This is a genomic window from Cohnella mopanensis, assembly GCF_022352055.1.
GTDB lineage: Bacteria > Bacillota > Bacilli > Paenibacillales > Paenibacillaceae > Cohnella > Cohnella mopanensis.
Map to the genome: position 1 here is coordinate 105551 of NZ_JAKRWM010000010.1, position 23797 is coordinate 129347.

At 50.7% G+C, this 23797-nt stretch carries 22 protein-coding genes and 1 other RNA gene; 2 read left to right on the plus strand and 21 right to left on the minus strand.

Annotated features, from left to right (window positions below):
• Positions 1-24 precede the first annotated feature (24 nt).
• The 6 genes from L3D05_RS16415 to L3D05_RS16440 all read right to left on the minus strand — a co-directional run bounded on the left by L3D05_RS16415 (position 25) and on the right by L3D05_RS16440 (position 5266).
• Complete coding sequence (locus tag L3D05_RS16415; protein WP_239617390.1) at positions 25-1149, minus strand: LCP family protein; 1125 nt, start codon at positions 1147-1149, stop codon at positions 25-27.
• The gene (locus tag L3D05_RS16420; RefSeq protein WP_239617665.1) at positions 1146-1451 is read right to left on the minus strand and encodes a hypothetical protein; all 306 of its coding nucleotides are present in this window, start codon (positions 1449-1451) and stop codon (positions 1146-1148) included. The genes L3D05_RS16415 and L3D05_RS16420 overlap by 4 nt, the downstream gene beginning before the upstream one ends.
• 36 nt (positions 1452-1487) lie before the next feature.
• Positions 1488-1805 (minus strand): YlaH-like family protein, encoded by a 318-nt coding sequence (locus tag L3D05_RS16425; RefSeq protein WP_239617391.1) that lies wholly within the window; start codon positions 1803-1805, stop codon positions 1488-1490.
• An 83-nt stretch (positions 1806-1888) separates the two neighbouring features.
• The gene (typA, locus tag L3D05_RS16430; protein ID WP_239617392.1) at positions 1889-3730 is read right to left on the minus strand and encodes a translational GTPase TypA; all 1842 of its coding nucleotides are present in this window, start codon (positions 3728-3730) and stop codon (positions 1889-1891) included.
• Between the two features lie 226 nt (positions 3731-3956).
• Positions 3957-4439: a hypothetical protein gene (locus tag L3D05_RS16435; RefSeq protein ID WP_239617393.1), complete on the minus strand. Its 483-nt coding sequence runs from the start codon at positions 4437-4439 to the stop codon at positions 3957-3959.
• Between the two features lie 140 nt (positions 4440-4579).
• Positions 4580-5266 carry a TerC family protein gene (locus L3D05_RS16440; RefSeq protein ID WP_369417985.1) on the minus strand — a complete coding sequence of 229 codons (687 nt, stop codon included), beginning with the start codon at positions 5264-5266 and terminating at the stop codon, positions 4580-4582.
• 121 nt (positions 5267-5387) lie between these two features.
• Here L3D05_RS16440 and L3D05_RS16445 point away from each other — a divergent pair, with 121 nt between their 5' ends.
• On the plus strand, positions 5388-6131 hold the full coding sequence (locus L3D05_RS16445; RefSeq protein WP_239617394.1) for a TerC family protein: 744 nt from the start codon (positions 5388-5390) through the stop codon (positions 6129-6131).
• 42 nt (positions 6132-6173) lie between these two features.
• On the opposite strand, the gene thiI is transcribed toward L3D05_RS16445, so the two are convergent.
• From thiI to L3D05_RS16470, 5 genes are all read right to left on the minus strand, one after another.
• Complete coding sequence (gene thiI, locus L3D05_RS16450) at positions 6174-7400, minus strand: tRNA uracil 4-sulfurtransferase ThiI (RefSeq protein WP_239617395.1); 1227 nt, start codon at positions 7398-7400, stop codon at positions 6174-6176.
• Positions 7397-8575: a cysteine desulfurase family protein gene (locus L3D05_RS16455; protein ID WP_239617396.1), complete on the minus strand. Its 1179-nt coding sequence runs from the start codon at positions 8573-8575 to the stop codon at positions 7397-7399. Before L3D05_RS16455 ends, thiI begins: the two co-directional genes overlap by 4 nt.
• Positions 8576-8686: 111 nt before the next feature.
• Positions 8687-9367: a lytic transglycosylase domain-containing protein gene (locus L3D05_RS16460; RefSeq protein ID WP_239617397.1), complete on the minus strand. Its 681-nt coding sequence runs from the start codon at positions 9365-9367 to the stop codon at positions 8687-8689.
• A gap of 102 nt (positions 9368-9469) precedes the next feature.
• Positions 9470-9682 (minus strand): DUF1540 domain-containing protein, encoded by a 213-nt coding sequence (locus L3D05_RS16465; protein WP_239617398.1) that lies wholly within the window; start codon positions 9680-9682, stop codon positions 9470-9472.
• 81 nt (positions 9683-9763) lie between these two features.
• Positions 9764-10264, minus strand: a complete 501-nt coding sequence (locus tag L3D05_RS16470; protein ID WP_239617399.1) for a YpuI family protein — start codon at positions 10262-10264, stop codon at positions 9764-9766.
• Between the two features lie 227 nt (positions 10265-10491).
• Between L3D05_RS16470 and L3D05_RS16475 the strand changes: the two genes are divergently transcribed.
• The gene (locus L3D05_RS16475; RefSeq protein WP_239617400.1) at positions 10492-12357 is read left to right on the plus strand and encodes a S8 family peptidase; all 1866 of its coding nucleotides are present in this window, start codon (positions 10492-10494) and stop codon (positions 12355-12357) included.
• A 69-nt stretch (positions 12358-12426) separates the two neighbouring features.
• On the opposite strand, the gene rnpB is transcribed toward L3D05_RS16475, so the two are convergent.
• The 10 genes from rnpB to glyQ all read right to left on the minus strand — a co-directional run bounded on the left by rnpB (position 12427) and on the right by glyQ (position 23543).
• Positions 12427-12834, minus strand: an RNA gene (gene rnpB, locus L3D05_RS16480) — RNase P RNA component class A.
• Positions 12835-12924: 90 nt separating this feature from the next.
• The gene (locus L3D05_RS16485) at positions 12925-14040 is read right to left on the minus strand and encodes a Nif3-like dinuclear metal center hexameric protein (RefSeq protein WP_239617401.1); all 1116 of its coding nucleotides are present in this window, start codon (positions 14038-14040) and stop codon (positions 12925-12927) included.
• Positions 14007-14816: a tRNA (adenine(22)-N(1))-methyltransferase gene (locus L3D05_RS16490; protein ID WP_239617402.1), complete on the minus strand. Its 810-nt coding sequence runs from the start codon at positions 14814-14816 to the stop codon at positions 14007-14009. Before L3D05_RS16490 ends, L3D05_RS16485 begins: the two co-directional genes overlap by 34 nt.
• A 2-nt stretch (positions 14817-14818) precedes the next feature.
• The gene (locus tag L3D05_RS16495) at positions 14819-15652 is read right to left on the minus strand and encodes a hypothetical protein (RefSeq protein ID WP_239617403.1); all 834 of its coding nucleotides are present in this window, start codon (positions 15650-15652) and stop codon (positions 14819-14821) included.
• An 81-nt stretch (positions 15653-15733) separates the two neighbouring features.
• A complete protein-coding gene (rpoD, locus tag L3D05_RS16500; protein WP_239617404.1) occupies positions 15734-16876 on the minus strand; it encodes an RNA polymerase sigma factor RpoD in 1143 nt (380 codons plus the stop codon).
• 34 nt (positions 16877-16910) lie between these two features.
• On the minus strand, positions 16911-18725 hold the full coding sequence (gene dnaG, locus L3D05_RS16505) for a DNA primase (protein ID WP_439647959.1): 1815 nt from the start codon (positions 18723-18725) through the stop codon (positions 16911-16913).
• A 98-nt stretch (positions 18726-18823) separates the two neighbouring features.
• A complete protein-coding gene (locus tag L3D05_RS16510) occupies positions 18824-19300 on the minus strand; it encodes a YaiI/YqxD family protein (protein WP_369417986.1) in 477 nt (158 codons plus the stop codon).
• Positions 19301-19744: 444 nt separating this feature from the next.
• Positions 19745-20551 carry a pyruvate, water dikinase regulatory protein gene (locus L3D05_RS16515; RefSeq protein WP_239617406.1) on the minus strand — a complete coding sequence of 269 codons (807 nt, stop codon included), beginning with the start codon at positions 20549-20551 and terminating at the stop codon, positions 19745-19747.
• Positions 20552-20581: 30 nt separating this feature from the next.
• Positions 20582-22663, minus strand: coding sequence for a glycine--tRNA ligase subunit beta (gene glyS / locus L3D05_RS16520; protein WP_239617407.1), 2082 nt, complete (start codon positions 22661-22663; stop codon positions 20582-20584).
• Positions 22656-23543, minus strand: coding sequence for a glycine--tRNA ligase subunit alpha (gene glyQ / locus L3D05_RS16525; RefSeq protein ID WP_239617408.1), 888 nt, complete (start codon positions 23541-23543; stop codon positions 22656-22658). The genes glyS and glyQ overlap by 8 nt, the downstream gene beginning before the upstream one ends.
• Positions 23544-23797 lie beyond the last annotated feature (254 nt).

Here is a 23797-nt window from a genome sequence, read left to right on the forward strand (position 1 = left end):
CCGGTTTCCAACGGACAAATAGAGTTACTCCGAGGCGGATGGCGAACTGGTCGGCACAGCTAAGGGAGCCGGCCTTCCATCCTGTAGCAATTCCTCGGCAAGCGCCTTCTTTGCCTCTTGCAGCTTATCCTCGTCCAAATAAACGTAAGGACTTTTCCATGTTCCGGTTAATGGGATGAAGCGAATATCCGACCGGTTGATGCCGAAATACGTTGTGATGATATTCTCGATCTGCGTTGCGGGAATGTCCGTCCTCAAGTTGTCGCCAACGGCGTCCATAATGCTGCCAACCTTCGTAACGCTGCTGAAGGACTTCATGCGATCGGCGATGGCGCCGAGCACTTGGCTCTGCCGCTCGTTACGTTCAAAATCGCTCGAAGCCGCGGTTTGCTTATAACCTCGACCGGGATTAGACTTCCGGTAACGAACGAAACCAAGCGCCTGCTCTCCGTCGAGCTCTTGCTCGCCCTTCTTCAGATCGATATCCGTACCGTCTACGGTATCGACATAGCGCATATCCTTGTCTACCGTGACATTCACGCCACCGAGAGCATCCACGACGTCTACGAAGCCTTTAAAATCGATTACCGCCGTATAGTCGATAGGAATTTCGAAAAATTTGGACAACAACTCGCGCGTCTCATCCCGAGCATAAGCAGAAACGAGATCGCCTTCGAGATTTTCTTTATTGCGCCCATTCATGAAGAAGGCTGCATAATAGCCGTTGGCTTTATGCTTCTTATAACCGTCTAAGTTGAAATCGCTGTCTCTGGGAATAGAGACGACCGTAGCGGTTTTCGTGACGGGGTTGAATGAAGCTACCATCATGACATCCGTGTTCATGCTGCCTGTTTTGGTTCGGGTATCCAGTCCAAGTATGGCTAGAGAAATCGGTTTGACTTGCGCACGCTGTTCCTTAGGGACGGTCACGCTACCTTTGCCATCGTCAGGTTTCGCAATTTTAACCAGGTTGCCTTTCCATTTATCGAAAAATAAATAGGCGACCCAGCTTCCCAGCACCAGAATGATTACACCCAGCAAAATCAATGCGATTCTGCCCCAGCGGATTTTTTTTCCGGGAGGCTTTGGTTTCGGATTAGAAGATGCTCGACTTTTTCCGCGCGATGGCAACGGTGTATCTTGACTCAAACCAGTTCCTCCTCATCCTCTGTTCCGGGCTCATCATCCGTGTCGTCCGATTGACCGAACATATCCCGGTTTAATTGCTCCACGGCTTCCCGATCAAACCATACGGTACGAGTGGAACCGTCTACCTTGTCGTATGTAACATGCACTTTCCCGGCATCGACCGAGCTGACCTCAAACGACGTCAATTCGTGGTCTTCCGACAAAATTTGCGCAAAAAAGAGAAGTGTCTCCCTTGCTGCCCCGTCATCGGGACGCGCGGAGGAAACCCACTTCATCTGAAGCCAATAGAACAACGCATCCATTAAAGACACGGCCGTTTCCCCTCTCCCAAGGAAAAGCTATTGAGGATCGGCTGAATTCACTTGCGGTGAATCGCCTTTTTTGTTGTTGCGATAAGCTTTGCGTTTGTCATAAAACTGACGCATCCGGAGCAGTGCCATCATGGCGACCGCAACGGCCATACATTGAATGATCGGCAATTTATCAAGCTGCAGCAGCAACAAAACCAAACATCCGATAGCAAGGACAACATGGACGAGAATTTCCTTCAAAATCGGAAGTTTCCCCATCCTGAATACGGCGTTAAAAATATAAATCGTGCAGGCGACGATGAGCAGATAGGAAATAACCGGATGGTCGTGGAACCATGTCTGCATTGAAATCCCCCCTTAAGCGTTCTATGCGGCATGACCGATACCCGTTAGTCGAGTATCGGTCATCGCGATAGGACATGCTGCGATTAAACTCCGGTTTCAGCCATGCGGCGTTGTTTCTCGGATCTGTCTCGCTCGCTTTTGTTCAATACTTTCTTCCGCAGGCGAATGCTCTTCGGCGTAATTTCGCACAGCTCGTCGTCGTTCAAATATTCAAGCGCTTCTTCGAGCGACATCAGACGAGGCGATTTCAATTTAACCGTTTCTTCCTTATTGGCCGTACGGATGTTGTTTAGCGCCTTTTCTTTACAAATATTGACGATGATGTCGTTATCACGCGTATGCTCGCCGACGATCATGCCTTCATATACGTCCATACCTGGCTCAAGGAACAAAATTCCGCGATCCTCTACGGACATCATACCATACATAGTCGTTTTTCCCGTTTCGCTCGCGATGAGTACGCCTTGATGACGTCCGCCAACTTGACCGCCGACCATTGGGCCGTAGTTGTCGAAGGCATGGTTCATAACGCCGTATCCACGCGTTAAAGTCAAGAAATTCGTGCGGTAGCCGATCAATCCGCGGGCAGGGATCAGGAATTCCAGTCGAACTTGGCCCGTGCCGTTGTTGATCATGTTGACCATCTCGGCTTTGCGCGTACCCAAGCTCTCCATAACGGAACCCATGCTCTCTTCCGGAACGTCGATCAACAAGCGCTCGATCGGTTCGCTCTTCACGCCGTCGACCACTTTAAGAATAACTTCCGGCTTGGACACTTGGATCTCGAAGCCTTCACGGCGCATGTTCTCGATCAAGATACTCAAATGCAATTCACCGCGACCGCTTACGATAAATGCGTCCGGGCTGTCCGTCTCTTCAACTCTCAAGCTGACGTCGGTTTCGATTTCTTTGAACAAACGTTCACGCAGTTTACGCGACGTTACCCATTTTCCTTCACGTCCGACGAATGGGCTGTTATTGACCAAGAAAGTCATTTGCAGGGTCGGTTCATCAATGGCTAGTACCGGCAAAGCCTCAGGATTAGCCGGATCTGCAATCGTTTCGCCAATGTTGATTTCTTTCAAGCCGGCGATCGCTACGATATCTCCCGCAGCCGCTTCTTCGACTTCGATACGCTTCAGGCCTTGGAAGCCGAATAGTTTCTCGATACGGGCCTGTTTAACGACGCCTTCGCGGTCGATGACCGCAACGACTTGACCTTGTTGAATACGTCCGCGGTTAACGCGACCGATCGCAATACGACCCATGTATTCGTTGTAGTCGAGTAGAGTAACAAGGAATTGTAACGGTTCGTCCGGGTTTTCCTTAGGGGATGGAATATGTTCGAGAATCATCTCGTATAACGGCTCCATCGTTTCTTTCAGGTCATCCGGCGTGTTGCCGGCAATTCCGTTAAGACCAGAAGCGTATACGACAGGGAATTCCAGTTGGTCATCGGACGCTTCCAGCTCAATGAACAGCTCGAGAACTTCGTCGACGACTTCGACTGGACGCGCGGCTGGACGGTCGACTTTATTTACGACGACAACCGGCGTTAACCCTTGTTGCAACGCTTTGCGCAATACGAATTTCGTTTGCGGCATACAGCCTTCGAACGCGTCAACGACCAGAAGAACGCCGTCAACCATTTTCATGATCCGTTCTACTTCTCCGCCGAAGTCGGCGTGTCCCGGTGTATCAACGATGTTGATCAGCGTATCTTTGTAATTAATAGCCGTGTTTTTCGCCAAGATCGTAATGCCGCGTTCTCTTTCGATGTCATTGGAATCCATTGCACGATCTTGAAGCTGCTCATTGTCGCGGAATGTTCCGGATTGACGCAGCAATTGGTCAACCAGTGTTGTTTTACCATGGTCAACGTGGGCAATAATTGCGATATTACGAATTTTGTCTCTTGAATGCATATTTCCACTCCTCGTTTATCTCTGGTTCCCCAGGCGGCTTGAGCCTTTTACTCTAGGGTTCTCTAAATCCACAAAACAAAACGCCGACTCGAGGCCGACGTTAATTAGCATCACCGGTACGATTGACACAGCGTGATCCAAAAGTCTTCAACTGGTCCTCAACCATTCTATTATACGCTAGAAGAGTCGAAAAGCCAACTATTTAAATTGCGTCAGGCAAACAAACTTACCAAGATCTTGGCCGACGAACGACAAGCCATACTCCGAAACCGATCAAAGCAGCTGCAAATAAGTAAATTCCCCATGTCCACAACAAGGTCATGAAGAACAGTACGAGCGAAATAACCGCCAACCCTATCGCGATGGACCAAATTTGCTTGTTACGGCTATAACCGAATACGTGGTATTCATATAACCCGACAGCGATGGCAAACAAAAAGAAAGGCCATAAATATTTCATGGAGCCCCATCCGAACCAATTGCCGATCAACAGAATGATCGATACCACCGTTAATATTCCCGCGGGAATCAAAGTGATAGACGGAACCATGCGACCAAAATAAAGAACGTGAAGCAACAAACCGGGAATTAAGATAAAAAGCGGCCAAAATACGGCCCCGATAAACGCGAAGACTCCTAATTTACCTAGAAGAATTATCAATCCAACAGCCACGACGCCGATTCCGACTGCGGCGGATTGTCTGTTCACGATGGCTCCCCCACTTCATTCCATTCTCTGCACGCCTCAAGTTGCGCGGCGTGACATTTATTCCTTTAGTTTAATGGAAGTCCGGGGAAAAAACTAGTTCATGAAAGCAAAATTTTCCCTAAAGCGCTTTAATGCGCGATTTACCCGCTTAAATCGCCATTGCCGGCTTTGCTGCGTCGACGCAATATTAATGCAATGATAATCAGCATGCTTACCGTTAGAAACGGGATTAACCTTTCATACTCAGGCTGAAGCAGTTCCATGTAACGTAGCAGTCCGGGATCTCCCATTGCCATTTCGGCCGCCGTATAACCAAGTAAAGCTCCGCCCAAATACAGTAGTCCGGGCAATCGATCCAATATACGAATAATAAACGAGCTACCCCAAATAATAATCGGGATACTCATGACGATTCCGATGACTAGCATGGCAATATCACCGTTCGCTACCGCAGCTACCGCAAGCACGTTGTCCAGGCTCATGACGAAATCCGCGACTACGATTGTCCATATAGCTCCCGCCAACGTGGAGGCAGCTTGCGTATGGGCGGTTTTCTCCTTATTGTCGAGCAGCAGTTGCAAGGCAATGACCAGTAGAAGTATCGCTCCGGCTGTTTGGAGGAATGGAATATGAAGCAACGTGATCGCACCTAAGGTCAACACCACTCGAAGCCCAATAGCCGCTAACGCCCCCCACCAGACAGCCTTGCGCCTTTGATCTTCCGGCAATCTGCGACCGGCCATCGCTATAACGATAGCGTTATCGCCACTTAAAAGTAAATTAATCATGACGATTTCCAAAAAAACGAAAAATGTTTCCATTTCCATGCGGACACCCCCTCTTACCAGTTTTATGTACAAGCCGAAGCGGATATGTGGGCACATTTTTGAATCTATTCCGAAAATAGGACGTATTACTGCTTGATTAATATAGAGGAGGGACTAAATCGTGGAACTATTCGGGTGGGATTTGCTTAGCGTGGACTTCTGGTCCATCTTGTTGACGATCGTATTCATCGATCTTCTGCTAGCAGGCGACAACGCAATCGTAATCGGTCTCGCAGCCAGAAATTTGCCGAAGAACGTACAGAAAAAAGCAGTCCTTTGGGGAACGGCAGGAGCCGTTATCATTCGAATCGTTGCAACCATGCTCGTCGTATCCTTACTCAAGATTCCGTTCTTGCTTGCCATCGGTGGCATATTGCTGCTATGGATCGCCTACAAGCTGCTCGTACAAGAAGATTCGCACGGGGACATCAAGCCTAGCTCGACGTTATGGGCGGCGATTCGAACGATTGTCATCGCGGATGCAGCCATGGGGCTTGATAACGTCATCGCGGTTGCCGGAGCGGCGCACGGAGATTATTTCTTGGTTATTCTCGGATTAATCATTAGCATCCCGATCGTCGTATGGGGCAGTACCTTATTCATTAAAATCATTGAAAAATTCAAATGGATCATATATCTAGGTTCTGGAGTCCTTGCCTATACGGCCGCCAAAATGATCACGCACGAGGGAGAGTTCAAAGCTTACTTCGTCGCCAATCCCGTGTTCACTTGGATATTCATCGCCACTCTAGTCGTATTGGTTATTGTTGCAGGCGTGTGGACGAATGCGATTCAAGCGAGGAAAGTCCAGCAAAAAAAGCCCGCTCCGCCGCTCGTCGCCAAAAAAAGCCGTGAAACGCATTAATGCGTTTCACGGCTTTCTCTATTGATTGAGCTATATGGCAGCTTAGAACCAAGCGTCTTCTTCCTTGGATTCCCCGGCAGGCGCTTCTACTCCGTCTTCCCTCAGCACTAGCACTTCGGTTCCTTGTACGGCTTCATCGATTAATCGTTCGAGCTCCTCCCCCATATGAGCTTCTATGCGCTCTACAAGCGTAAGATTCGGCTGGGTTGCTGGAGATTTAGGCACGAATAACGTGCAACAATCCTCGAACGGCAATATAGAAGTTTGGAACGTCCCTATGCGCTCCGCGCAATCGATAATATCCTGCTTGTCCATCATGACAAGCGGGCGAAGTAACGGTAACGAGGACGATCTTCCGATCACGTTCATGCTTCCAAGCGTTTGGCTGGCTACCTGCCCAAGGCTATCACCGGTCACGATCGCTAAGGCTCCGTTCTCCTCTGCCAATCGCTCCGTTATTTTCAGCATGCTCCGTCTCATTAACGTAATGATCAGGCTATCGTGCCCGGATTGAGCGAGCTTCGTCTGGAGCTCTGTGAAGGGCACGAGATGCAGTTTGATTTTGCCGCTATAATAAGCCAATCTCTTCGCGAGGGTAATGACCTTCTCTTTTGCTTGTTCGCTTGTAAAAGGATAGCTATGGAAATGGACGGCTTCGATTTTCAAGCCTTTTCTCATCGCCATCCAACCCGCCACCGGACTATCGATGCCTCCCGAGAGCAGAAGCATGCCTTTCCCGTTCATGCCGAGAGGAAACCCTCCGGCCGCTTTCTCGACCTCGCAGTAAATATATGCACTTTCGTGCTGAATATCGATCTTAAGCTCGACATCGGGCGCTCGAACGTCCACTTTCAGATCGGGGGTGTTGCGCAGCACATGGGCACCGACCAAATGATTCATTTCTATGGAATCGTGCGGGTACTGCTTCCATCCCCGTTTGACGGATACCTTAAAGGTTTTGGGTTCGGTTTTTAAGCTTCTCATCATTTGGAGCGAAGTTTCGCGAATCGCTTCCAGATCGTGCTTCGAGCTAATTACGGGGCTATAGGTTTGAATTCCGAAAATATCCTTCAACCGGTCGCTAACTTGCTCGTAGCTCTCGCCGTTTAGATGAATGTAAACTCGCGCATAACCTCTTACGTATTCCAGCTTAGGCATTGCTTTTAACGCCGATTTGATCCGGGTGAGCAACATCGCCTCGAAACGGTTGCGGTTACGTCCTTTGATTGTAATTTCCCCGAATCTGACCAGTACGAGATCGTATTTCATTTCGAATTCCTCTCTAACGGCTTCAGCTCAGCCACAACTCTTTTTAGCCTATCGCCTAATATTTCGATGTCTTCCATCGTGTGTTCGTCCCCGAAGCTTATCCGGATACTCCCTGATGCCCGATCGGCGTCTTGCCCCATCGCGAGCAGCACTCGGCTTGGCTGCAAGCTCTTGGAAGAGCAAGCAGACTGGGAAGACACGAGTATGCCATGTTTCTCCAGCATATGAATGATAACTTCCGGACGCATACCCGGATACGAGAAATTAACAATATGGGGAGCTGCGCCCGTTTCGCCATCGGCTTCGTCCGAATGTACTCCGTTAAAGAGAAGTTCAGGAATATCGCCTACGATATGCAGCAATCTCCGTCTAATCGCATACATTCGTTCGCGTCGCGCCTCTTGACTCTCTACCGCCAGTCTAAGCGCTTGAGACATCGCGACTATCCCGGGTACGTTATGCGTTCCCGAACGCGTGCCTTGCTCTTGATCTCCGCCGCTAAGGAGCGGGGAGAGCTCATTCCCGCTCTTCACGAGCAGAAACCCCAATCCTTTAGGGCCCCCGAACTTGTGCGCCGAGCCGCTATATAAGTCGACACCCCATTCCTTCCAAGAGAAAGGAACCTTTCCGACCGCTTGCACGCCATCGACGTGAAACCGTACGTGCGGAAATTCGCCCAGTAATTGGCCGATCTCGCGAATGGGTTGAACGACGCCGGTTTCATTATTGACCTGCATAATGCTTACTAGCACGGTATCTTTCCTTATCGCGTTCGCAACGTCTTCCGGACGAATTTTCCCTTGTCGATCAACGGGCAAAATCGTCGTATGGATTCCGAACGTCTCAAGCTGACGAAAGCTTTCGAATACGGAAGCATGCTCAATCGCGGACGTAATGATATGTTTGCTTGATCTGGCGACTTTATTGACCGAGCCTTTAATAGCCAGATTATTGCTTTCCGTACCCCCGGAAGTAAACACGACCTCTCCGGGCTCCGATCCCATTCTGTCGCTAATGCTGGCCCTTGCTCGATCAATCAGCTTCATCGCCTCGGCGCCGGACTTATGCAAGGCCGCGGGGTTAGCATAATGAAGCTTCATCAGCTCGCTCATCGTCTGGATCACCATCGGCAACATAGGCGTAGAAGCGCTATGATCATAATAATACGTTTTCATTCGTAATCCCCATTCTGCCGTACACGAGATTATTCATAATAAAAGGACCAATAACGGGAGCAGGCCCATGGCCTCCCCCCGTCTTGATCCCCGTAAGTGATGTAAGTCAGATTAGACGCCCCATTGGTTAGACGCATTCACAACCTTGCGGACGTAATTTTGCGTCTCCGTAGGCAACAAATGAAGGTTTGCCGCGAGCTCTTGATCGTTGTGGATTCCCGTTCGGTCAACGCGACCCGGACCCGCGTTATAAGCGGCTAACGCGGTAGACACATTGCCATCGTATTTGCGCAGCAAATACGACAAAAATCTGGTGCCGCCATCGATATTCTGGGCTGGATCGAAGGAATCGGTTACTCCTAATCCGCGAGCCGTATCGTCCATCAACTGCATGAGTCCTTTGGCGCCAGCCGAGGAAACAGCATTCGGATTAAAGGAGGATTCCGATTGGATCACGCCTTTGATCAGTGCAGGATCGACGCCATACTTAGCACCAGCCATCGTAATCAGATCATCGTAGGCCGAGGACGAACCTTGGTCTCCGGTCAACGCTCCTCCCCAAGAAGCGGTAGGCATTGCAAAAGACGATAGGCCGCTCAACTGCGACATTAAACCGCTCGATGATTGCTGGCTGGAATCCGCAGACGTATACTGGCTCAGCAACATCTGGAATAAACCGTTGCCATCGCTTGCCGTTCCATCGGTTGATGCGGAGCTTAAAGGGTTCATCTCCGTCATCCATTGCGTGAGAAGCATTTGCTTCAGTATTCGTGGATCCGTCGATACATTCACGTCGGTTAGCTCCCGATAGTCATATTGTAAGTATATCCATTGTACAACAAACTACCGGAGTACGACTAGTCCCGACAAAAAATGAAATCTCGTCCCTTAGAACTATTTTTCCCCATTTGGCTTAAAGGTGAGGCAACAAGTTACGGATGATTGCTTGGCTGTGTCCTTGTGCGAGAAAAATTCATCGGCGAATTCCTCATTCCATTGGTTGTTGGCATGGGAATCCACTTCAATTGTAATTTCTTGCGCCCCGCAACGGTTTCCTTGACCCCAATAAGAACAATTGCTAACGCTGCACGCTACGCCACTCGGCATAATAAATCACCCCCCTGTCCTATTGTGTACCCTGTGAAGACGGGTATACGGACAGAGGGGTGGAGGTTGTAGGCATAAATGTTATTTAGCTTGGCTCTGCATGCGGCGATGCGTTAAGTAGTCGCTCTCGTAATAGGACAAATCATCGCGCAGTTCCTCGTAGACGCGGGAAATGCTTAGAATGATGTCACGCGCGACGCGAACCGGCTTCGTACGGAAGCGGATGGCATCTTGCCCGGTATACGCATAACGTCCATCCTCGGAATAACATTCGTTTTTCGGATAGAAGAACGAATTTACACCATTGTGATACACATCGTATAATGCACGTTCCGCCAGATCGTTGTCGAAATTAGGACGTCTGAGTACCGCACCGAGCTTCTCGTAAGCGACTTCGGAGAACACAAGCAAATGACGCAAATCGGACAATAACCCGCTGTAGAAAAGAGTACTATCTGGAATGTCTGCTTGTGCAAGCTGCTCAAGCGCGTTGTGGTTTAGGAATTGTTCAATCGGATCGATCGCCGCCTTCAACTTATCCCGACTTGATTCGGCAAGCGCTTTAATATTAGTAGCTGGCATGGATTGTTCCCCTTTCCATTGTGCGAAACATATCTTTAAGGTATTAGATGGGTATCAAACTAAATAGTCTCGCTACAGGATCCGGCGAAACCTTATTCATCGTAACATATTTCCTGCGCAAACGGTACTGCCAAGGGTAAAAAGAACCGTATATTTTTGTGCTTTCTCCTTCATTCTAATGGACAATGAACTCCCTTGCTTAAAGGGATACAAAGGAGAGGTGCAGGTTGAGACGTAATACGTTAATCGGAATATTGTGTACGCTCGCCGTCGTCTTGATCGCGATTCCGCTTCTGCCTTCCTCTTTCCATTCCGGCCAACGCGAGCCATCCGCTTCGCCAGTCCGCGAAATGCAATCCAGCTCTAAGAAAGAAGCTACGTATAAACTGCGGACCGTACAGCAAGATATGGAAGCGACCGAGCGATTGTCACGTTCCCAGGTCATCCGCGACATCAAAAATTTTCTGGCAAACCGTTCGGATCGGGAGTCGAGCAAGGCGTTCCAAGCTCTGCTGAGAACCCATCCGGAAATTAAGTATGCGGAAAAAAACGACGGGAAGCACCGGGAGGAAACAGGAAAACCCAATTCGCTGCTCGCCCGGTCGGCCAAGCCTCATTTGACCAAAGCCAGACAAGCGCTACTTAAGAGCAACAGCTACGCTTCGCCGACATTTACTCATGACGGAAAAAGTTACTTCGTGCTTTCGCAACGTGCGCCCGAGCCTGCCGGCAAGCAAAATCTAGTCGCTCTCGTGTCTACCGAGGTTATCCAAGCGGTAGAGAGGCATCAGCGCCGCAATTTACGCCTAATCCCTTATCCGCCCGAAGGACGCTATCGGATAGAGTCGGTCGTTCCGGGCTCCAATGCGGAAACAACCGTACGAACAGGTGAGGACAACGGCAATGCCAGCCACTATGCCGTGGATGAGATCGTCGTCAAGTTTCGCGCGCCGCTTACGGATCGCCAATTGCTTCAACTGCGCAAAGATTTAGATTTGTCCGTCGTGAGATTCACCGGGAAAACTTATGTTTTCCGCTCCAAAAAACACGATACTAAGGCGCTGAAAAAATACTTTCACGATAAATTCGATCCCGAGTTCGTCGAACCCCACTATCTCTATATGACTAACGATTCTGGAAACGGCGCGTCCATTGTCCCCAATGATACACTGTATTCCGAATACCAATGGAATTTGCCCGAAATCGCAACGGAAAACGGATGGAATATTTCGAAAGGAAGCACCGATGTCGTCGTAGCCGTATTGGATACGGGCGTTCAAGCCGATCATCCCGATCTTCAGGGTCGTCTCGTTAAAGGAACGAATATCGTGGACCCTTCAAGTCCTCCTGACGATGACGTTGGACATGGTACGCATGTGGCGGGGATTATCGCTGCCAAGGTCGATAACAACGAGGGCATTGCCGGAATGACATGGTATACGAAGATCATGCCCGTTAAAGTGCTCGACAGCTCTGGCGCAGGCTCCACTTATTCCGTTGCCGAAGGAATCATATGGGCGACGGATCACGGGGCGAAGGTCATCAACATGAGCTTAGGCAATTATGCCGAAGCGCAGTTCCTTCACGATGCACTCAAATACGCCTATGATCACGGAGTCGTACTGGTGGCTGCCAGCGGCAACGATAACACGGATCGTCCGGGCTACCCTGCCGCTTATCCGGAAGTGATCGCCGTGTCCGCGACCGACGCCGATGAATCCAGGGCCGAGTACTCCAACTACGGTGATTATATAGACGTCGCCGCGCCGGGAACTTCCATCCCGAGCACATACCCCGGCAGTCGCTACGCGGCATTATCCGGGACGTCGATGGCATCTCCTCACGTTGCTGCGTTAGCATCCTTGATACGCACGGCGAACGCCAGCCTGACTAACGTCGAGGTTATGGATTTGCTCAGACACACGGCTAAAGATCTAGGAGCAAGCGGCAGGGACAAAGATTATGGCTACGGTCAGATCGATGTCCAATCCGCTCTGCAAACCGCCCACGGAACTAGCAGTTCCTTACAGCTATATCCGCAGCAAGTGCGCCGGGAGTTAGAGCAGCTCAATAGAGAGAATAATCGTCATTGAACTTTAATGACTATTCAAAAAAAGCCTTCCCAGTACTACTGGGAAGGCTTCTTCATTCAAACATGTTAGCCGGAAAGCTTGCCGTAAGCCGGGTTCTGTACTTCAAGTGGTCATAACGGATAGCCGAAGCGATCCTCCCACGAACTGAAGCGACAATCATCTTTCTAGGCCGTACATTGCTATACGGCTCAAGCGACCAACCCGAACGCACCCCGGGCTAGGGCTGGCTTGCGCCTGCGTCCTCCTCGGTCTTGCTCCAAATGGGGTTTACCAGGAGCAAAGTCACCAGTGCTCCTCGTGGTCTCTTACACCACGGTTCCATCCTTGCCTGATCTGCCTAAGCAGCCATCGGCGGTCCATTTCTGTGGCCCTGATCCTTCAGCTCGCGCTGACTGGACGTTATCCAGCATCCTGCCCTGTGGAGCCCGGACTTTCCTCTCGTGGCGCGAAGCCACCAGCGATTGTCTGTCAAACTTTCCGGTTTGCATCGACTAGTATAACGCGAAATGCTCTCGCTGACAACGGGAACGAATGGAGTTTATGCCACAATACCTATTCGAATGGCAATTATCGTAATTGAAATGGCTCCGTATCGATCTCGGAAGCGAATACTTCCGTAGTGTAACCTTTGTTAATGAGTTGCTCGGTCAGCCATTTCGCCACATTGATCTTCATGATTTTTTCGGCGTGGTGTCCAGGATCGATAATAGACATTCCTGCTGCAAGAGCATCCTGCGCGGAATGGAAATCGATATCTCCGGTAACGAGGACGTCCGCGCCAGCGAACATCGCATGGCGGATATATTTGGCTCCCGCCCCGCCAAGAACGGCGACTTTACGAATCGGCTTCGAGCCGTCCCCGACCATGCGGACGAAAGGAACCTGGAAAGCCGCCTTTACGCGTTCGGCGAATTGATCTAAGCTCTCCGTTGCCGGAAGCACGCCCACCCTACCGAGTCCGAAAGATCGGCCTTTCAAATCCATGCTGTATAAATCATAAGCCACTTCCTCGTAAGGATGCGCCTTTAACATCGCAGAAATGACTCTTTTCCTTGCGCTTAAAGGAACGACCGTCTCCAACCTGACTTCCTTGGCATGGGTCAGCTTTCCTTGCTTGCCGATGAACGGATCGCTTCCTTCACGGGGGAGAAAAGTGCCTGTCCCCTCGATGTTGAAGCTACAATGGCTGTAATTGCCTATCCAACCCGCACCTGCGGAGAAAATGGCATCTCTTACCTTCTCGTGATGGGTCTCGGGGACGAAAACGACCAATTTGTACAGCTTGTCGGTATGAACCTCTTCCAACACGTCGCGTCCGGTAAGTTCTAGCGCTTCGGCCATCCAATCGTTCATGCCGCCTTCGGTCGTATCGAGATTCGTATGGGAAATATACACGGCAATGTCTTTCCGAAGCAGTTCGGCAGCTAGCGCCCCTGCGGGCGTATCCGTACGCAGATGTGCAAGCGGTCGATAAATAACCGCATGGTGCGCGATGATAAGCTCCGCGCCCAGCGAAGCAGCCTCGTTGACCACAGCGGGCGTAACGTCCAACGTCACAAGTACGCGGCTGACCGGCTTTGCTGCCGAACCTACCTGCAATCCGATTTTATCGTCCGGTACGGCATAATGCTTGGGAGCGAGCCGCTCCATTAATTGGAGGATGGTTTCTCCGCGAGCAAACATGACAGCACCTCCCGAATTTCTTTAACGTCCTCTTCCCATTCCCTAGCCTTCTCCGCCGCTTCGGGAGCGGTTGCGTGCTTAAGCTGGAGAATGACTCTCTCCCGCTTGGCGATCTCCTCTTCCCACTTCCTGTGGAAAGCTTCGGTTGGATGCCTAAGCAGCAAGGGACCCATTTCATACAAGAGGGTGGATGAGATCTTAGTGATAGCCGGAGCTAGCAGTTTCTCGTCGTACAGATTTTCATGCGCTAACAATGCTTCTGACGGAGCCGATGAAAGAACAGCCCGCATTAGCGTATAGATTACTCCGTCCTCTTCTAACAGCATCTCCTGATCGAGCACAAAGTGATGGCTAACGAGCCATCGCCTAACCGCATCTTCCGCGACATGGGGCGAGAGGACAAGCGTTCGAACTCCGTCTAAACTATCTCCCGCTTGGTCGAGAATTCTGGCCATCAAACTCCCACCCATGCCGGCTATCGTTACCGTATCCACTTCTCCAGCACATAACACCGCCATTCCGTCCCCTAACCGGACGGATACGACTTGTTCCAATCCTGCCTCAGACACTTGTCTCTTTGCGGCCTCTACGGGCCCGGCATGAACGTCTCCAGCAACGGCATAGCTGATTTTACCTTTCTGTGCTAAATAAACCGGAAGCAGAGCGTGATCCGTCCCGATATCGGCAAAGCGAGCTCCTTGTGGAACCCACTCCGCCAATGCCGATAATCGGCGGGACAGCTTCAGCCCTGCTCCATTCCCTTTTAATTCTTTCATTTTTAAGCAACCCATTCCATCCATTGTTTGCGTAATCGGAACATCGTTATGCCCATGATTACGATCTTAATTACAATTTCCAACTGTATCCAATCCGTGTGGATAGCATACAAAGCCGAGTAAACTTCCGGCATAAACCAAAGTACTAAAGAGGTCGCGAACAGGACTGTGCCGGTAGACTTGTACTTTACATGTAGGAACCAGCTCAACCAGCAGATTAACAACGCCGCGGGGATCCAGTACACTTGGGTTTCAAGCAAAGACGGTCCCGAAGTATGCTTCGCAAGTAACAAAGTATACAAAGTAACGATAGCCATCCAGCCGAACCAATGGACAACGGCGTACCTTAGTAGGATGCCGCTGGATATCCAAACCGCTGCGCAGATGCCAAGCAACCACAATGGACCCGACCCGGCCAACCAATCGTTAAGACGCAGGACCAGAAACCCGACCCCGATCAGAAAAGCCATCCCACTCCCCATTGCAATAAGCCCGCGCGTCGGATTATCCTCCCTCAGCTTGGCCCCGAAGACAATAAACGCCGCCGGCACAATGCTGGTTATCCCTATTTGCAATGGCAAAGGAAACGCGCTAAAATGAAGTACAACAAAACAAATCAAGGCAAAACTTCCAAATGCAAGAAGCCACAGTTTGCCCGATGCTTGCCCAATTTTCTTAACGACAGTGCCCGCATAACTTAATGGACGTTCATTCAAATCTTCCAAATAGATGTTCTGCAGGAAGTCGCAATATTGCTCCGGCAATAACTTGTTGCGGCGCCAAGATTCAATTTCCTTCACGACGATATTGCGTTTCTCTTCATCCAAACCAGCCATACCGACGATTCCCCTCTCGCCTTTTGAAGAAAAAGACCTTCAACCAGATCGGCAAAGGTCTCACTCGCATACTTATCATTTTTATTCCAAGAAATCCTTCAATCGCTTGCTACGGCTTGGGTGACGCAGTTTCCGAAGCGCTTTGGCTTCGATTTGGCGAATACGTTCGCGCGTGACACCGAAAACTTTGCCAACCTCTTCAAGCGTACGCGTACGACCATCATCCAATCCGAAACGCAAACGAAGAACATTCTCTTCCCGTTCGGTCAGCGTGTCCAGAACGTCTTCCAGCTGTTCCTTGAGCAACTCGTAAGCTGCCGCATCCGCTGGAGCTAACGCCTCTTGGTCCTCAATAAAATCTCCAAGGTGAGAATCATCCTCTTCGCCGATCGGCGTTTCGAGTGAAACCGGCTCCTGCGCGATTTTCATGATTTCCCGAACTTTATCCACGCTTAATTCCATTTGTTCCGCGATTTCTTCCGGTGTAGGCTCTCTTCCAAGCTCTTGCAGCAACTGACGCGAGACGCGAATCAGTTTGTTGATGGTTTCCACCATATGCACAGGAATCCGGATCGTTCTCGCTTGGTCCGCAATCGCGCGAGTAATCGCCTGTCTGATCCACCAAGTTGCGTAAGTACTGAATTTGAAGCCCTTGTCATGATCGAATTTCTCGACGGCTTTCAGAAGGCCCATGTTGCCCTCTTGGATCAAATCCAAGAACAGCATTCCCCGTCCAACATAACGCTTCGCGATACTGACGACAAGACGCAGGTTAGCTTCGGCTAGCCTCTTTTTCGCTTCTTCTCCGTCCGGTCCGCCGATTTCGATCTTCTTGGCGAGCTCCACTTCATCATCCGCGCCCAGAAGGGGAACTCGGCCGATTTCTTTAAGGTACATCCGCACGGGATCGTTGATCTTGATTCCCGGAGGAAGCGAGAGATCATCGTCGAAATTGAATTCGTCGCGTTCTTCCTCTTCCCCGTTTCCGTGGCCATGCCGTTCGCGGCCTAATTCATCATGATCGTTGGATACCTCGATGCCGATATCCGCCAATTGTTCGAAGAACTCGTCGATTTGCTCTGGATCTTGGTCAAATGGCGACAGTTTCTCCATGATGTCTTTATAGGTCAAGGTAGATTTTTTCTTTCCTTGTTCTATCAGTTGGGCTTTGACCTGTTCAAGCGTCGCTTCCGTTTCCAGTCCGGTGTGTTGATCGTTTGCCATTTCCGACTCCCTCCTCCCTGAGAAACCCGCGCAATCAAAATTGTTTGCGCTGCTTTTCCAGGGCGATAATCTCTATACCCATTTGTGTTGCACGTGAATAATCGCCAGCTCGCTGGGCGCGATTCAATTCTTCAGTCAAACGTTCCACTTCCCGTGCAAGAGAAGCGCGACCGATCGTACGGATGCAATCTTCCAGTTCCCGTTCGCCAAACGGAATGTCTATTAACGCGATGGCACTGGCGGTACGTTCCAAGCGATCGTCCTGTAAGACCGCCACGAACCTGCCAACATCAGGATCATTGTTTTGAGCGTAATAAGCATATAAATAAGCAGCTAAAGCCGCGTGATCCTCGACATGAAAACGTTCGCCAAGTTTCTGCTGAACGAGGAGTGCCGTCTCCTTGTCCTGCATCATCCACGAAAGCAGTTGGCGTTCCGCATTAACATGCGCGGCTCCCAATGGAGGATTCTTGGAGGCAGATCTCTTTTCATTCCATACATTATTCCACGATCCGGCCGGAATATCCCCTGCGTTTCCCAATTTCTCTTGTTGCCTGTATTCGAAGCTTTCCTGCTTCAACGTATCGAGCGATACGCCGAACTCTTGGGCTAGCTCCTTCAACAACAACTCCCGTTCCGTTGGAGAATCTCGTCTCGCCACGATTCGTACCGCATCGCGCAAATACCTAATCCTTCCATCTTCTTCTAGGAGTATATGGGATTTCCTTAAATATATAAGCTGAAATTTGACCGCGGAAACCGCTCCCTCTATGAACTCGCGAACAAACGGCTCATCACCGTGGGACGAAATGTACTCGTCCGGATCCATTCTGTTCGGAAGCACGCTTACGCGGACGCGGAATCCCGCTTCTTCCAGCAAGGGTATGCTTTTGTGTGCGGCGGCTTGTCCTGCATCATCTCCGTCATAACATAAGATTACCTCATCCGCGAACCGTTTAAGCACAGCCGCATGTTCCCCCGTCAACGCGGTTCCCATCGTTGCAACTCCGTTGTGGACTCCCGCCGACCATGCTTTGATTACGTCGACATAACCTTCGAATAGAACGGCCTGTCTGGAGCGGCGTATCGCGGGTCTGGCTTCGTGCAAGCGGTATAGCGTTTTGCTCTTATTGAATAAGGCCGTCTCCGGAGAGTTCAGATATTTCGGTTGACCGTCCGACAGCAACCTACCCGCGAATGCAACGATCTGTCCGGCTGCATCATGAATCGGAAACATGATGCGATCTCGGAAGCGGTCGACATAACCTTCGGACTCTTGCCTTCTCGACAATAATCCTCCGGCTTCCATCTCCGCAGGAGCATAGCCTTTGCGTTCCAACGCTTGAGTAAGGGTGTCCCATCTTGCGGGGGCATAACCGATGCCGAACTGCTCGATTAACGTATCGGTAAACCCTCGGGACATTAAATACTCCCTTGCCGGTTTCGCTACTTCCATATTCCGCAGAAGGTAATGGTACAATTTCGAGCTGTATTCATGGGCTTCGATAAGGATTTTCTTTTCCTTGTGGAACGCGGAAGGCTCCTCATGATTGGCGGTCGTCCACGTAATGGGAATGCCAGCTTCTTCCGCTAGCGCTTTGACCGCTTCTGGGAACGATTCCCCTTCCATCTCCATGACGAACTTGATGACGTTGCCACCTTTTCCGCAGCCGTAGCAATGAAATATTTGCTTCTCCGGCGTTACGGTGAAGGATGGCGTTTTCTCGGAATGAAAGGGACAGAGCCCCTTCAAGTATTTCCCGTTTTTGGTTAGATGAACATATTTGCCTACCGTCTCGGAAATTTCGTGGCGGCTTAACACTTCATCGATCACCGACTGCGGTATCATTCCGTAATTCAAGGAATTCACCCTATTTCCCGGTGCTTGCAAGCGCAATGAACAAAGGTAATGTCCATCGGTCTCTTGCTCGCACGTAATACAATTCGCTAAAGGTCGGGATTCTCCTGCAACCCTCGCAACAGAGTTGTCAGTTTTTGTTGAAATCGATCCCGATCTTCATCGGTGAATGCCCTCGGCCCTTTCGTACGCACACCTCCGCGACGTTGTCGAGCCGAGAAATGACGTTGCTCCAACAAGCCTTCGATGTCGGCTTCCCGGATTTCCTTGCCTCTTGGCGTCAAGACGGCAGCGCCACGCGCAAGTCCCAATGCCGCCAATCCATAGTCGCCCGTTACAAGGATATCGCTTTTAGTCAGCACGTTGGCGATATATAGATCCGCCGATTGATCGCTGGCGTCAACGGTTACGACTTCCACGGATGGCTCCGGCACCAGTACATGCGCATGGCTCGAAACGAGAAGCGCCGTGGCGCCGCAGGTTCTCACCGTTCTGCCAATTTCCGACTTCACCGGACATGCATCGCCATCCACCACAACCCTATGACGCACATTAATCATCGACATCACCACACGATTCACCCAAAGTTTGCCGTAGTATTATATACGCTAACGGGACTCAAAAATCCTGCCTTTCCCCGATCAAATTTTATGTTCCCCATTTCAACCGTTTTTGAAAACATTTTGAAGAATCGATTACGGCTGCCCGCAAACCATTCGACATTCCTACATTTTTCGACAAACAGCATGGTAATCAGAATACACTAGAACCCTGTATTTCTCCTAGATTCCACCGAAATCGTTCATAAATTGCTCACAATTATGCAAATCGTGCTACCGCATTTCTATTTGATGGGTCTAATTACCCAAACCACCACAACAACTGCGTCTGAAGTTCCGGTCACATAGAACTAACCCTTAGTTATCATCGGCGCATTCAATTCCAATTAAACCCTGAACGATATTGTTCCTAATAATAACTAAAAGAGAACCTCGCGGTTCTCTTCCGGTCTAGCCTTGCAAATTCTCCAATATGAGACTCGCGGTTTCCTCTACGGCTTTATTCGATACATCGATGACTTTGCAACCGATTTTCTCCATCACTTGTCTTGCATGATCCAATTCCTTACGAATCCGTTCCGAAGTAGCATAAGGAGCGGAGTCGGGCAATCCGAGTGCTTTCAGTCGCTCCTTGCGAATGGCGTTCAACGTATCTGGACTGATCGTCAAGCCGATTACCTTACTAGGAGAAGCAAGATACAATTCCTTAGGAGGCACAAGCTCGGGAATCAAGGGTACGTTAGCGACTTTATACGTTTTATGCGCCAGCACCATCGATAGAGGTGTTTTGGATGTTCTGGATACCCCCACGAGAACGATATCCGCCTTGAGGATTCCAGTGACGTCCCGGGCATCATCGTAACGCACGGCGAATTCCACAGCCTCCACCTTCCGGAAATAATCAGCGTTCAACAGATGATTCAGTCCAGGCTCATGCCGGGACTCATGGCCAAGGGCGTGCTCTAGATTATCGATGAGCGGTCCGAGCAAATCTATGGCCGTCAATTGCATTTTCCTCGCCTGATCCACCATATAATCGCGCAAGAATGGAATGACCAACGTATAGAGCACGATGCTATTGTCCGATTGAGCCGCCACGAGAACGGAATCAATCCCCTCCCGGGACTGAATAAAAGCCGCGCGGCGAATTTGCACGGATAACGGGTGGAACTGAGCGGCGGCAGCTCGTACCGCAAGCTCTCCCGTATCCCCCGCAGAGTCGGAAACCACATACACGATAACGCTAACTTGCGGCATAGACAGGTCCAACTCCTTCCAATGGAATCGTCATCCTGCCAGCTTGGAGAAATCGGCGAAATGTTTGACGTCGTCGGCTACTAACGCTAAGATCGCCAGACGATTCCGCCGCAACGCCTCGTCCTCCGCCATGACCATGACCGCCCCGAAGAAGGCAGCCACAGGACCGCTTAAAGAAGAAAGCGCCGATAACGCCTCTTCCATATTCGCTTGCGCGCTAGCGGCTAAGAAGCGGCCATGCGCTTGTTGCCACGCTTCATACAACTCACCTTCAGCGGCATCCGCGAACAACTGGACGTCCACTTGTTTGGAGTCGGCTTTCGCGGCAAGATTGCATACCCGGTTAAAGGCTTCGACCGCTGGACGGAACTCCGCTTTGCCGCTTTCCGAATTCACGGCTTGCAAAGCATGGGCACGAAGCACCGTACGGCGTACGTCCGTCGTCCCTGCTCCAAGTACCGCATCTACGATATCATAACGAATCGCCTGATCGGACAGGACGTTCTTGATTCGCAACGCGAAAAACTCCTGCATATCTTTGCTGATGTCATAAGCTTCTCGCTTCAATCCTCTAGCCGCATGGACGTCTAAAGCGATCTGGAACAATTCCGCAAGCGAAATTTCCATTTCGTGCGCCAGCAACGTATTGACGATACCCGCCGCTTGGCGGCGCAGCGCGTATGGATCCTGCGACCCGGTCGGAATGATTCCGATCGAGAAACATCCCGCGATCGTATCCATCTTGTCTGCGATCCCCACGATCGCGCCGATCAAGCTTGCCGCAGGCGTATCTCCTGCATTGCGAGGCGAATAGTGCTCGTTGATCGCACGGGCTACGCTTTCTCGCTCTCCCGCTTTGCGAGCATAATCTTCTCCCATGATGCCCTGCAGCTCTGGGAACTCATAAACCATCTGAGAGACTAGATCGAATTTGCAGATGTCGGCCGTACGGCTAACGTCGGCTTGCGCGTCTTGATCCAGGCGCAAATGTTGGGCGATTCGATCCGCTACGATCCGAACCCGGCGAACTTTATCCCCAACCGTTCCCAGTTCCTCGTGATACACGATATTTTCAAGCTTAGCCAATGCGTCCTGAATGACCAGCTTTTTATCTTCCTCATAGAAAAACTTGGCATCGGACAAACGTGCCCGCAGCACCTTTTCGTTTCCTCTGGATACAACGTCCAACGATAAGTTATCCCCGTTACGAACGGTGACGAAATGCGGAAGCAAACGTCCTTCCCCATCGAATACCGGGAAATAACGCTGATGCTCGCGCATCGAAGTGATCAGCACCTCTTGCGGAATTTGCAGGAATGCCGGATCGAAGGATCCCGTTAGCACGGTAGGCGTCTCCACAAGGAAAAGCACTTCCTCCAATAAATCGTCTTTAACCGCAATATTCCAGCCCCGTTCCGCCGATAAGCTCTGAATGCCGGCAACGATCGCCTTCTGGCGTTCTTCAACGTCGACGATGACCTTCTGCGCGCGTAACTTCTCGACGTACTGGCTAGGTTCCTCGACGGTCGTATCCTCGCCAAGGAAGCGATGTCCTCTCGTAACGTTGCCGGTCGTTACTCCCGTAATCTCGAACGGTACAATTTCTTTGCCGTGAAGGGCGATCATCCAACGTATCGGACGGACATAGCGCAGCTCGTAATTACCCCATCTCATGTTTTTGGGGAACGTAAGAGAAGTCACCAAAGCCGGCAACGCATCCGGCAGCAACGTTGCCGTTTCGACGCCAAGGCTGTTCTTCGTAGCATATACGTACTCCACGCCCGCTAGTTCGCGAATAAACAAGGATTCCGGATCAACGCCCTGGCTCCGCGCGAATCCTTGAGCCGGTTTGCTAAGCGCTCCGTTCTCGTCGTAAGCGATTTTGCGGGACGGCCCTTTGACCTCTTCGCTAATATCCGTTTGTTTATCCGCAAGTCCAAGAACGTGAACCGCTAATCGACGTGGCGTCGCGTAGGCTTTAACCTCGTCGTAGGCCAAGCGGCTGTCCGCGAGCCATTTTTCCGTTTTCTCTTTCAGTTGATCCATCGCTCCGCGCACGAATCGAGCGGGCACTTCTTCCATCCCGATCTCCAACAACAAATCTCTAGCCATTGTTCACCGCTCCTTTCTTCAGCAGCGGGAATTCCAGCCGCTCGCGTTCCTGCAAATAAGTAGCCGCAACCTGTCTAGCCAAATTGCGTACCCGCGTAATGTAACCCGTGCGCTCCGTAACGCTGATCGCTCCCCGCGCGTCCAACAAATTGAAAGCATGGGAACATTTCAGTACGTAATCGTAAGCGGGGAATACGAGATTGACGTCCATCGCGCGCTTCGCTTCGCTCTCGTAAGTTGAGAACAATTGGAACAGCATCGCCGTATCCGATACCTCGAACGTGTATTTGGAATGTTCGAATTCAGGTTGTTTAAACACGTCGCCATAAGAAACGCCTTGAACCCATTCCAGGTCAAACACGTTTTCTTTGTCTTGAATGTAAGAGGCTAATCTCTCCATCCCGTAGGTAATTTCTACCGCAACCGGGTGACAGTCGATGCCCCCGACTTGTTGGAAGTACGTGAACTGGGTAATTTCCATTCCGTCCAGCCACACTTCCCATCCTAGTCCCCAAGCCCCAAGCGTCGGAGACTCCCAGTTATCCTCAACGAAGCGGATGTCATGGTGAAGAGGATCCAAACCGAGCTTCTTCAAGCTTTCTAAATAAAGCTCCTGGATGTTGTCGGGAGATGGCTTCATGATCACTTGGAATTGGTGATGCTGATACAGCCGATTCGGGTTTTCTCCATAACGGCCGTCGGCCGGTCTTCTGGATGGCTCCACGTACGCGACATTCCACGGCTCCGGTCCGATCGCGCGAAGGAAGGTCATCGGGTTCATCGTTCCCGCGCCCTTCTCCGTGTCATAAGGCTGCACGACGATACAGTTCTGCTCTGCCCAGAACTGCTGCAGCGTCAACGTCATTTGTTGGAAATTCATTCGTAATTCGCTCCTTTGGCGTTACTGCTCATAATAAAAAGCCCCCGTCCCACGTCTGCCTTGGCAGACATAGGGACGGGAGCTGAACATTCCCGCGGTTCCACCCTACTTGGCATCCTTCCGGCAGCGATATCGTCGCTATGCCGAAGGTTACCCTCCTCATTCGTGCATTCTCTCCAGAGCGCCCTTCGCCGATCCGTAGCTCCGGGCTTGCACTCTCCCCGGCTCGCTGCTGTTGCTGACGGTGTTCGGTT